Origin of the sequence: Mucilaginibacter sp., from assembly GCF_039925265.1 — a bacterium.
Taxonomy (GTDB): Bacteria; Bacteroidota; Bacteroidia; order Sphingobacteriales; family Sphingobacteriaceae; genus Mucilaginibacter.
This window is the reverse complement of sequence record NZ_JBDSZG010000026.1, coordinates 39,971-52,141: the sequence shown is the minus strand read 5'-3', so window position 1 is coordinate 52,141 and position 12,171 is coordinate 39,971. Positions and strand designations below refer to the sequence as shown.

Annotated in this window: 9 protein-coding genes; 1 reads left to right on the top strand and 8 read right to left on the bottom strand. The window is 46.1% G+C overall.

Annotated elements, in window-relative coordinates:
- Positions 1–471: 471 nt before the first annotated feature.
- The 8 genes from ABIX36_RS12335 to ABIX36_RS12300 all read right to left on the bottom strand — a co-directional run bounded on the left by ABIX36_RS12335 (position 472) and on the right by ABIX36_RS12300 (position 8,857).
- On the bottom strand, positions 472–1,185 hold the full coding sequence (locus tag ABIX36_RS12335; RefSeq protein ID WP_348082467.1) for a DUF1345 domain-containing protein: 714 nt from the start codon (positions 1,183–1,185) through the stop codon (positions 472–474).
- 87 nt (positions 1,186–1,272) lie between these two features.
- A complete protein-coding gene (locus ABIX36_RS12330; protein ID WP_128534462.1) occupies positions 1,273–1,470 on the bottom strand; it encodes a YwbE family protein in 198 nt (65 codons plus the stop codon).
- Between the two features lie 40 nt (positions 1,471–1,510).
- The gene (argH, locus tag ABIX36_RS12325; RefSeq protein WP_348082466.1) at positions 1,511–2,845 is read right to left on the bottom strand and encodes an argininosuccinate lyase; all 1,335 of its coding nucleotides are present in this window, start codon (positions 2,843–2,845) and stop codon (positions 1,511–1,513) included.
- 193 nt (positions 2,846–3,038) lie between these two features.
- Entirely contained in the window at positions 3,039–4,103 is a 1,065-nt protein-coding gene (locus ABIX36_RS12320; RefSeq protein WP_348082465.1) for a M20 family metallo-hydrolase, read from the bottom strand.
- Between the two features lie 124 nt (positions 4,104–4,227).
- Positions 4,228–4,581, bottom strand: a complete 354-nt coding sequence (locus ABIX36_RS12315) for a single-stranded DNA-binding protein (protein WP_348082464.1) — start codon at positions 4,579–4,581, stop codon at positions 4,228–4,230.
- A gap of 158 nt (positions 4,582–4,739) precedes the next feature.
- Positions 4,740–5,990 carry a DUF2130 domain-containing protein gene (locus ABIX36_RS12310; RefSeq protein WP_348082463.1) on the bottom strand — a complete coding sequence of 417 codons (1,251 nt, stop codon included), beginning with the start codon at positions 5,988–5,990 and terminating at the stop codon, positions 4,740–4,742.
- Between the two features lie 386 nt (positions 5,991–6,376).
- The gene (locus tag ABIX36_RS12305) at positions 6,377–6,961 is read right to left on the bottom strand and encodes a hypothetical protein (protein WP_348082462.1); all 585 of its coding nucleotides are present in this window, start codon (positions 6,959–6,961) and stop codon (positions 6,377–6,379) included.
- A 255-nt stretch (positions 6,962–7,216) separates the two neighbouring features.
- Positions 7,217–8,857 (bottom strand): gliding motility protein RemB, encoded by a 1,641-nt coding sequence (locus tag ABIX36_RS12300; protein ID WP_348082461.1) that lies wholly within the window; start codon positions 8,855–8,857, stop codon positions 7,217–7,219.
- A gap of 287 nt (positions 8,858–9,144) precedes the next feature.
- Here ABIX36_RS12300 and ABIX36_RS12295 point away from each other — a divergent pair, with 287 nt between their 5' ends.
- Positions 9,145–12,165, top strand: a complete 3,021-nt coding sequence (locus tag ABIX36_RS12295; RefSeq protein ID WP_348082460.1) for a DUF2723 domain-containing protein — start codon at positions 9,145–9,147, stop codon at positions 12,163–12,165.
- The last annotated feature ends 6 nt before the right edge of the window (positions 12,166–12,171 follow it).

The window sequence follows — 12,171 nt, the reverse complement described above, 5'->3', positions numbered from 1 at the left end:
GTAACTTTCTTTTTTTCCGCAAAAAAGAAAGTTACCAAAGAAAAAACTCCCGGCTGCGCGCTGTTCTGTGAAAGGTTGTGCCGAGGCAGTTGCTGTGGTTGCCGAACAGGGCAAGGCCGATTTAGAAGGTTCTCGTTAGGATCTATGGTTATACATTTAGAACCCTCTCCTTTGGAGAGGAATAGCCCATCACAAGACAGATTCCATAAAACGTTCCGCTGGAACGTAAAAATTGCCGTTATTGTTTCTACCCATGAGACGTTCCTCCGGAACGATTTTGTTTTTCTTCATCCCTTCGGGAGGTTTTATGGGTAGAAAATGCCAAAGAACCCTCTAACGTTCCAGCGGAACGTCTTATGAATTACCCGCCTGTCATATGATGGGCTATTATTCTTTGGAGAGGGCAGGGTGAGGCTCTTCCCATTCAAATCAAAATTCAAAAAATCGCATAAATCGGTTTAATCCCGATTCTTATTTCGACACCAATCCCGATATTACGTTAATACTTAGCGCAACAATAGCCGTATTGAAAGCGAAAGATATCAACCCGTGTGCCCATACAATGCGCCGGATGCGGCGGGAGGTGATCTGGACATCGGATACCTGGAACGTCATGCCGATAACGAAGGCGAAGTACACAAAATCGAGGTAATCCGGATCCTTGATGTCTTTGGGGAATTCGAGCCCGGCTTTAGTACCGTTTGTGCCACTCTCATCAGCATAAAATAAATGGGCGTAGCGCATGGTATAAACCGTATGCACCATCCACCAGGATACTACCACTGCCCCCATCGCCAGAAATATGTAGGCGCTCACGGTTTCTTCAGACTGGCCTTTGGTTGATTTCAGCAGCAGGTACATGGCCACCAGGCTCACGAGGGATGCCGTCATCACGAACAAAAATATCAGGTAGCGGCTGCTGTCTTCCAGGCTGGCAAGCTTACGGATTTCCCTGGGATGCGCCCATAAAATAACGATCCAGTCCAATATAATAATGCTCAACGCAACGGCTATCCAAACAATTAACGTCACTGCCGGAACCGATGGGATGTGCCGCGCCAACAGGAATGCCAAGAGTCCGATCAGCAACGAGATGTACAAACGGTAATGGGCATCCAAACGAAGGATGAGGTATTTTTTGGGTTCTTTTACGTAATGGTTCATAGATGATAGTTCATGGTTCATGGTAGCTACGACTGAATTTGAGCGTTTGGTTCGATGTTCAAGACAGGTTTAATTTTCTGCCATGAACTATGATCAATCAACCATGAACTAATCTTCAACTATCTCCGCCACGCGGCCTACCTGGCCGTCTTCCAAACGTACTTTTATTCCGCGGGAATGGAAAGCGGAACTTGTAAGCAGTTTTTCTACAATGCCGCGGGTTAGTTTGCCGCTGCGCTGATCTTTTTTTAAGATGATGTCTACTTCGAGTCCGGGATATATATCTGCCCTGTTTTGTCCGTTCATATTATTGCACCGATTTCACTGATTATTTTGATTCCACCGATTAGCGAATTAATTTGCCTATAGCCGCTTCCACTTTCTCAAACCCAAAACTACCCAGCACTTTATGCATCGCGGCGCTTATTTGCTCGTTTTGCAGGTTGCCTATGCTGCCTTCGTGGGTGTGGCTAATGTTTTTATCGGGGTTAAAACCGCCCTGTTCTATGGCCAGGCCTACTTGTTTGTAAGCATCGCGGAAAGGGGTACCGTTCAGCACAGCGCGGTTCACTTCTTCTACGCTGAAGAGGTAGGCGTATTTGGGGTCGTCTAAAATATTGGTATTTACTTTGATGTTTTGCAGCATAAAGGTGGCCATACCGAGGCAGTCCAGCAGATCTGCAAAGGCTGGGAACAACAGTTCCTTAAGCAATTGCAGTTCGCGATGATAGCCCGATGGCAGGTTGGTGGTCATCATGACCACATCGTTTGGCAGGGCTTGCAGTCGATTACATTTGCCCCGCATAATTTCCCATACGTCGGGATTCTTTTTATGCGGCATAATGCTACTGCCGGTGGTCAAGTTTTCCGGGTAGCTTACAAAAGCGAAGTTCTGGCTCAGGTAAAGGCACTGATCCATAGCCATTTTAGCCATGGTTGCTGCTACCGACGACAAGGCCTGCGCGATGATCCGCTCGGTTTTACCGCGACCCATCTGTGCGTAAACTACATTATAGTTAAGGCTCTCGAAGCCTAAAAGTTCGGTTGTTAAAGTGCGGTTTAATGGGAACGATGAGCCATAACCAGCCGCAGACCCTAATGGATTTTTGTTGGTGATCTTCCAGGCGGCAAGCACCATTTCCAGGTCGTCGGCAAGGCTTTCAGCATAAGCGCCAAACCAAAGACCGAATGACGACGGCATAGCAACCTGTAAATGCGTATAGCCGGGCAGCAAAACATCTTTGTGCTGTTCGCTTAGCGTTATCAGCTGGTGGAAAAGTTTTTCTACTTCTTCAACAACTTCCTTTAATTTATGACGAAAGAAAAGTTTAAGATCTACCAGCACCTGGTCGTTACGGGAGCGGCCGCTGTGGATCTTTTTACCGGCATCGCCAATGCGCTGGGTAAGCAGCATCTCCACCTGCGAATGCACATCCTCCACCCCATCCTCAATAATGAAATTATTGTTTTGGATATCGGCGTAAATGGCCTTTAACTCCTGCTGAACGAGGGCGAGATCCTCCGCGCTCATCAGCCCGATGCTCTCCAGCATGGTGGTATGAGCAAGAGAGCCAAGCACATCAAAAGCGGCCATTTCCCTATCCAGCACGCGGTCGCGGCCGACGGTGAAATTTTCTACCAGTTGATTTACATTGGTGGTTTTTTGCCATAACTTGCTCATGGTGCAAATATAAAATTAAATGGGGTTTGGCGAATGGAATGTTTTGAGAAGCCGGGCGGAGATTTTGACTCACCCCGGGTACGCTACGCTGCCCAACCCTCGCTCCTTCGGAAAGAGGGTTAAGAAAAATTGTTTCGCTGCTGCAAGCGTCCCCGGCTTGTGGCCAGTTAGCAGAGCGGATTTGCTTTTCAAGTTAAACTATCTTGTCCAACATCTCAATATAAAGCGCTATCCCCTTCCCTATCTCGTCCACATAAATAAACTCATCGGCCATGTGGGAGCGGGCGCTGTCGCCCGGGCCGATTTTTATAGACTGGATATCCAACAGGGATTGGTCGGACGTGGTAGGCGATCCATATGGCGTTCTGCCTAATGCGATACCTGCCTGCACAAAAGGGTGGTTCTTATCTATCGAGGATGGTTTTAAACGAATAGAGCGTGGCTTCACATCGCAGTTCACATGCTGGCGTATGATCTCCAGCACCTCTTCGTTGCGGTAAGCATCGGTAACCCGTACATCTACCGTAAAAGTGCAGGTAGCGGGCACCACGTTATGCTGAGACCCGGCGTTAATAATGGTTACCGACATTTTTATCGGCCCAAACACTTCTGATTCCTTCGGAAACTTGAAATTACGGAACCATTCGATATCCGCTAAAGCTTTGTATATAGCGTTCTCGCCTTCCTCGCGGGCGGCATGGCCGGCTTTGCCGTGGGCGGTGCAATCCAGCACCATCAGGCCGCGTTCGGCAACGGCGAGGTCCATCAGGGTGGGTTCGCCTACGATGCCGAAATCAAGCTGGCCCAGGTCGGGGATGATCAATTCCAGCCCGTTTACGCCGGAAATCTCTTCCTCGGCAGTAGTAGCCAGGCAAAAGTTATATTTAAGGTTCTCCTGCTCAAAGTAATACAAAAACACCGAGATCAACGAAACCAGGCAACCGCCGGCATCGTTGCTGCCCAGGCCGAAAAGTTTATCGCCTTCTATTTTAGCGTCGTATGGGTCGCGGGTGTAGCCGGAGTTTGGTTTAACGGTATCGTGATGCGAATTGAGCAGGATGGTGGGTTTGGAAGCATCAAAATACTTGTTCCAGGCCCAGATATTATTGAGTTTACGGTGCGTTTTTACCCCGTGCTGCTGCAGGGTAGTTTCTATCAGATCGGCTGTGCGGTCTTCCTCTTTACTAAATGATGGTATCGAAATTAATTGCTGTAGCAGTGTTACTGCCTGTTGCTGCAAAGTTGCTATATCTGCCATAGATGCCGGTGAATACTCCCGATGATGTTTGGCAAAATTAATGTTTTTTATGACAGGGCACAACCGGGCGCACGTTAAGAATGTGTTAAGGCAGGGGCGTGATATTTTACCATCAGTACTGGAATTATTTCAGCACGTTGATGTCTATCGTACTCAGAATATCTACCCGGTTAGCAATAACCTCCAGCGAATAACGCTTTACACGCTGCTCATCGTAGTAAGAGCTGGTTTGGATCTTACCTTCTATAAAAAGCGATTGCCCCTCTGCCAGATGCAGCGAATCCTGCGTTATTAGTTTCTCGGGGACTTTAATTTTATGGTATTCGTGGTGCTCTGTTTGTTCGTAACCTTTCCTGATGAACTCAGTAGTAACCAGGTTGAAACAAAGGAAAGACTGGCCCTTTTCAGCGCTTTGCCGGAACGGCTCCTTCGCCGTACCTAACAATATCACTTTATTTATACCTGTATTGCTAAGCATTTTATTTCTTAATTCTTAAACACCTAAATAAAAATGCTTGCCGGGTGATGATTATTTTTTGCAGCCAAACAAATATACAAATAAACACCAACAGCTTTTAACTAATAAACAACGTTATTAATTGTGGTGCTGAGCCACTGCTTGCCTCTAAAAACTAATTATTCTAAAAGCAGCGCGTCGTCCTCATCGCCGAGGCTTAAATGGATCATATCGCTGCCTGCTATCCCCTCTATCGAACCCTTAATGTGGGCGGCATTCAGCAATACTTTTTCCAGTTGCTTTTCGCGGGCCTTCCAAAGTTTCTCCATAGCGTCGCGCTCTTTTTGAATGGAGAGGCGCATACTCATGTACCCTTCGCGGATAGCCTTCCATTGTTCGGAAAACTCGCTACTGGTTAAATAATCGTACAGCAGGTGCATTTTATCGCCTTTATTGTCCTGCGCTTTGGCCATATTGGCCAGCTTTATTACCCCATCGCGCAGGATGTAACTTACCGCTTTCACCTCATCAAAACTGCAGATCCAAACGCCGTCACGTTCGCCAAAGCAGTCCATTCCTTTGGGGTAGCATTGGGTAACTATTACAGCAACATCAACGCCCTGGGCGCGCATATCCTTCTTCAGCTTGTCTATCCAATCCCCGCCGAAAGCGGTGGTGCGCTTGCTTTCGTAGATGATGCGCCCGCATTCCTGCCCAAACTGGTTGCGCACGGTTTGCACGCAATCTGCCCCGCGCACGCCTTTGCCCACCTCGCTGATCACATCAAACGGGAAATAGGTGCGTAATAATTCTTCCAGTATCAGTTCCTGCGCTTCGCCCTGCAACTGCATCGAGCCTTGTTCGGCGCGGCGTTTCATTTCATCAACCAGGCGCTTTTGGTCTTCCAGTTGTTTTTCCATCTCCTTTACCTTTAGCTGGTGCTCGGTATCTTTGATGGAGTATTTTTCGGTTTCCTGCTTGCGGATCTGCTCGCTCAGTTCGGCACGCTGCTCCTGCAGCTTGCGCTGGGTAGACAGCTCGAGCTCTTCCTCTTTTTGCTTGAGCGATTGCTCGCGCTGCAAAAACTCCAGTTCTTTCTGGCGCGATTCTTTCAGCTTTTCGGCGCTGGCGTTTACCGAATTCTGCAGCATCAGCAGCTGGTTCTCAAAATCAGAAGCGATGCTTTTGCGCAGGTTCTCTTCCAACGTAAGCTGCAAGGCTTTTTTTTCGCCGGTGAGGCGCTGCTCAAACTCTAAAGCCTGCTGCTTTTCGCGGTTGCTGAAATCGTCTTCCTTTTTGCGGTATTCTTCTTCTTTCTGGCGGGTATAATCCTGCATCTTCAGCCTTAGCTGCTGCTTGTATTCCTCGGCCATAACTTCCTCAATAGGGAAACCATGTCCGCAGCTGGGGCACTTAACTTCTGTAGCCATAATTATTAATTGACACGAATTTCACGAATTAAGGCGAATATCACGAATTAAAACCGCCATTGTGGAGAAATGCTCAAAATATTAGCTTTTTGGGGTTTATGATTAGGCACGAGTTCTTCCGCCGCTCGGCCCCCTACTCCGGCCTGGTGGTTTTCTTTCTACAGGCTTAAAAAATGATAGGATGAAATTAGGTAACTGTAAAACCAGCAAAAAAATGGGTTAACAAAGGTTAACACAAAACATCATTTTATTTTATAAAAATTTAATAATCAATAAGTTAAAATTTGCAAGTTAACATAAAAATCGGTCGGCTCCTATTAAATGAACCGCTTGTTGGTGACAACACCCAACAAGGGCAAAGAATCGACATTAACAAAATGCGGAACCTACGCCACTACCCGCCAATCGTTATAATAATTCATCATAGTTTTACTGGTACTATCATTAGGATTATTTTGAACAACCTTTAACAGAACTTCAAAATACTCACTTAGAGCTAATTTAACAGCGGCGCTCCAATCACTTTTAGCTATCAAAATATTTTCGAAATATCTTACTCCTCTTGCGTTAACATCATTATTTTCTAATGAAGTGAACGATAATGATATTTCTCTTTCATTAATATCTTTAAGTAACAGTAATTTATTACCAGTTGTTCGCACCACTACATCATTCGGGTAATCATCATCAACATCAAACCGATCGCTTTTTTTTCCTTGCAACCAGTATAATGAGCGTATAAGAAAATTGGTTGCTTCTACTAAATAATGAAAGTCGGTATTTTTATGAATTGAGCAATAGCCATTAACAACTATTTCAATACCACCATCAACTCCCCAAAAATTAGAAACTTCATAGTCTTTAAGATCCAGAGGCATCCCTTTTACAATTTCAAAGAACGTGTACTCCTCGTTATAACTCGGCGAATACAGCAAATAAACTCCTATACTTTTTATTTCCGATAGCATCATTTTAAATTTATTTAAAGGATGATAAACGCTGGTTTCAATTTAAATGCATGGGCTTGTGGGTGACAACACCCAACAAGGGCACCACGGGAAATTCCTTTTTCCTTGCTTTGCGGCTTATGCGTCTTTGCGTGAAATAAAGTTCCTGCAAGTCAAATTCGTGAAACGGCGAAGCCCTCTCGAACACCATCAAAAAAACAAATAATTGTGAGAAATTCGCTCAATTCGTAAAATTCGTGTTCACTCAATTCGTGTCCCTTAAAAATCCTTATACAAATTCCTAAAGGTGGTCCTCACGCCAAAAGTTAGCACGGCGTTTTTTCGCTCGCCAAGTGCATTCTTTTCTATGCGGTAGAGGCCGCCCAGTTCCAGCCGTAGGTTGTATTTGGGGTTGATGAGAAAAGATGCGGTACCCTCGGCGTAATACATATTTGTAGCTAAGCCCTGCCCTACGATTGATGCTGGTGACGTAACAGTGTATGGCGCGTTGATATTTTTACCGCTGTTTTCGCCGGTGGTGGCATCCAGCCCGTATTTGGCGTAGTTAAGCTGCCCCTGAAAATCTAACCGGCCGATAGAATAGTTCAACAGACCCACAAATTCCCTGAAGTTAGCGCCCAGCGGATGCGCCAGAGGATCGCCATAAAAAGTGTAACTACTTAGTGGCTGCGCATCGGAATAGGTGTAAGGTTTAACCGTGTTAAACTCTACGAGGTAGCTAAGGTTTTTTACACCGGCCACGTCGCCGCCGCGTAAACCCACCTGGTAGCCATTGCTGCTTTTGCTTGCGCCAGCTGCCGTTTTTTGATTGTCGAGGATCAGCTGCGCGTATAACGCGTTTTTATCAAACACTTTGTACTTGCCGGTAAAGCCAAATAGTACATTATTAGGAGTTGCCGCGTTGCCACCGCCGGTAAAGAACAAGGGATTTATAAAGTTGGCATCAAAGCCGTGGCGCTTGCCCTGATCGTCGGCCTCGGGGGTTACTACAGCGTTAAAGAAACCTAAGGACAGGCTCTTGGTTGCGTTCCAGTCTAAATAATGGTACAGCGCGTACTTGCGGCGGTTGCTGCCAAAATCGTCAAACTTTGGTGCTTTCAGGTCCTGCAGATAGGTCCACATCATCATGTATTGCACGGGACCAATGTTGGCGGTAGCCCTAAGTAATGGTGCGGGAGCGGAAAAATCTGATAACAGCAACGAACGGTAGCCATCGCCGATAAAGGTTTTATCCTGCCCCATGGTAATATTTAAATATTTCGATGGGGTGTAGGATAGCAGGGCCGTTACATATGAGTAATCTTTTTGTGCCTTACCAAAGCTACGGTCATAAGCCTGGCCGGGCACAAAGCCGCTGGCGTTTACATAGTCGTTATAATAGGTTGGGTATATGGCCTGGTTTTCGTAAGCGCTGGTGTAAAAAGAAAATTTGCTGCCAATAGTACCTCCTACCTGGAAACCGCGTGTATTGATGCCTAAGGGTGTTTTCAGTCCAAAACCAAATGGCTTAAATACCGATGGCGCGTTTTTGCCGTCTTTAAAATCTTTACCAAAAATGTTATCTATCAATATATCGGCGTAAAAAGTATACTCTTTGGTTTGCACATCAAGCAAGTGCTCGTTGAATAATTTACGGCCAAACCAATTTTTACGGTCGCTCTTTACCCCTACACTCATCAGCTCATTATACCTGGTGGTCAGCGAGCTGTCTATCAGGAATGGCCGCAGGGAAGTGTGCATCCCATTACTTTTTGAATAAACCTCCCCGTTAAACTTTTGATAAAACTGGTAGGATTGTGGCAGGTAAACCGACTGAGCCTTAGCCGCTCCGGCGCAAAACAACAGGCAGCCAATTATGAGTATGAACTTGCCTGGTAACAGGGGTTGGTTTTTTTGCATCGCAACAAAATAAGTATTATTTATTGTAACATTAAAATACAAGCGGCAATTAAATGTTAATAGTTCCGTAAGCCTCACCTAAATCCTCTCCAAAGGAGAGGACTTGGATTACTAAACGGTTATTTATGCATTTTTAAGCCCTTCTCCTTTGGAGAAGGGTTGGGATGAGGTTCCAAAAAGCCCAAACGGTTAATTTGTGTTAAATTTGTTAACCTAAGGCCTTTATTGTTAGAATAATTTATAAAATTACTGATATTTGCCGCGCTTAATTAGCTACCATTTAGTACATGCAATACAACAAAATTAACAACCTTTTAGGCTGGCTTTGCTTCGTTATAGCCTCTTCAACTTACATTTTAACTTTAGAGCCATCCGTAAGCTTTTGGGATTGCGGCGAATTTATCTCCTGCGCTTTCCGTTTACAGGTTTCGCACCAGCCGGGTTACCCTCTGTTTGCCATGCTGGGCAAGGTTTTCTCGCTGCTATCTATGGGTAATAACGCCAAAGTGCCTTATTTTACCAATATTGGTTCGGCAATTGCCAGTGGCGCTACGGTAATGTTCCTGTTCTGGACCATCACTGCTATGGCTAAAAAATTGGTAGCCGCTCGCGAAAAAGAATTTGGCGATGCACAGACCCTGCTCATTATGGGCTCGGGCCTGGTAGGCGCATTAGCTTTTACATATACCGATACGTTCTGGTTCTCCGCTGTAGAAACCATCGTATTTGCCTTATCATCGCTTTGTATCGCCGTTATATTTTGGGCGATATTGAAATGGGAGGCCCACGCCGATGAGCCCGGCGCCGATAGGTGGATCGTTTTCATTGCTTATGTGATGGGCCTTTCTATCGGGATCCACTTATTAAATTTATTAACTATCCCGGCTATCGCGCTGGTATACTACTTCCGCAGGTATAAAAATATTACTACCAAAAGCGCTATCGTGGCCTTTTTGGTGAGCGTTGTCATTTTGGGCGTAGTGCAATACGGTATCCGTGGCTATACGGTTAAGTTCGCCGCCAACTTTGATCTTTTCTTTGTAAACACCCTTGGTTTAGGCTTTGGTACAGGCGCGCTTTTCTTTTTAGTATTGCTGATAGCGGCCATCGTTGCGGGTATCGTTTACAGCATCCGCAAAAAGAAACCTACGCTGAATTTAGTGATGCTTTGCGTGGCAGTTATTTACTTCGGCTACGGCTCCTTCGCTTATATTCCTATCCGCGCCACAGCCAACCCCGACCTGAACAACTCGCACCCGGATAACGCCTTTACCATGTATGGTTACTTAAACCGCATTCAGTACGGCGAAAACCCGCTGCTGGTTGGCCAATATTATGATGCCCAGGTGATAGACCAAACCGAAGGCAACACTATTTACCGCAAAGGCGAAAAGAAATACGAAGTGGCCGGAAAAAGGCCGAACTATGTGTACGACCATACCACCTTTTTACCCCGGATGTACAGTACCGATGGCAACGATGTGAATTTTTACAAGCAATGGCTGGCGATCCCCGAAGGGCAAAAACCAACGTTTGCCAACAACATCAGCTGGATGGCCAGCTGGCAGATCTACCAGATGTACGTACGGTACTTTTTATGGAACTATGTGGGCCGCTACAACGATGAGGATGGCCAGCAAAGCACCGAAGGTATAGATGGTAACTGGACCAGTGGCCTGTTCGACGGCGGTAAACACCTGCCCAAATCGGTACTGAATAACCCCACTTACACCCCACTTTACGCCCTGCCCTTAATTGTAGGGCTGGTGGGTATGATATATCATTTCAACCGTAAAAAACGCGACGCCCTTATTATTACCCTGCTATGGTTTTTCACCGGTATTGCGGTGGTGCTTTACGTAAACCAACCCTCGGTACAGCCCCGCGAACGGGATTACTCCTATGTAGGGTCGTTCTATGCCTTTGCCATTTGGATTGGTCTCGCGGTAATTGCCATTGCCGACCTGTTGAGCAAAAAGATAAACGCCCGCACCTCGGCACTGATAGCTACGGGTGTTTGCCTGCTTGTTGCCCCGGTTTTAATGGCCAAACAGGAATGGAAGGCGCACGACCGCTCTACTAAAATGACGCCGCACGATATGGCTTACAATTACCTTATCTCGTGCCCGCCAAACGCTATTTTGTTTACCTACGGCGATAACGATACCTACAGCTTATGGTACGACCAGGAGGTTGAAGGCATCCGCCCCGATGTGCGGATAGTAAACCTGAGCCTTTTCACCGGCGACTGGTACATCCGCCAGATGCAGCGCCCTATGAACCAAAGCGCCCCGCTACCTATCACCATGCCTTTTGATAAATATAAAGAAGGCGTACGCGATGTGATCTACTACAGCGACAGCAAGATCCCTGGTTATACTTCTATTAAAGAAGTATTCGACTTTATTACATCTGACGACCACGCTATGCAGGGACAGACGCAGGGCGGCGAATACTCCAACTACCTGCCTACCAAAAGCTTTAAGCTAAATATAAATGCCCAGGATGTTTTAAAGAACAACGTAATTACGCCCGACCAAATAGGCAAGCTGGATACCGTAATGAAGTGGAATTACACCTCCAACTACGTTACCAAAGAGAACCTGGCCATATTTGATATACTGGCCCATAACAACTGGAAACGCCCTATCTGTTTCACCACCACCATTGGTAACGAAAACCTCATAGGCCTGCAGCCATACCTGTATAAGGAGGGTTTTACTTACCGCCTGATCCCCTTTAAAGCCGATACTGCCAACCACGATCAGTTGAGCAAAACCAACACCATGGTGATGTACAACAACATGATGACGAAGTTTAAATTCGGTAATTTTAAAAAGGCGAGGTATTTGGATCATGAATCGGTTAATATGTTTTACCCGGTAATGATGACCACGTTTTTAGACCTGGCCCGCAACCTGGAGGCCGAAGGCCACGGCGATTTAGCCCTGAAAGCCCTGCATAAATTTGATGACGAGCTGCCAAACCTGTACCCTTATATAGATGTGGCCGGCCGCAAAATGTATATGGCACAAATGGCTTACCGTTTGGGCGATATTTCGCTGGGTAATAAATTCACCAACGAGATAAACGATCACCTAAAGGACCAACTGGACTTTAACTACTACAACCTGCAAAACAATCAGCGACTGTTAAACCAGCGCGATGTACAGATAGCCATGCAGGTGCTTAACGGCTTAACCGAATACACCCTGCAAGGCCATCAGGACGCCCTGCACAAAACATTAACGGCCGAATTGAAAGCTTACGAAACTAAGTTTGCATCGTTGATGCGAATGGAGCAATAAGCTGAA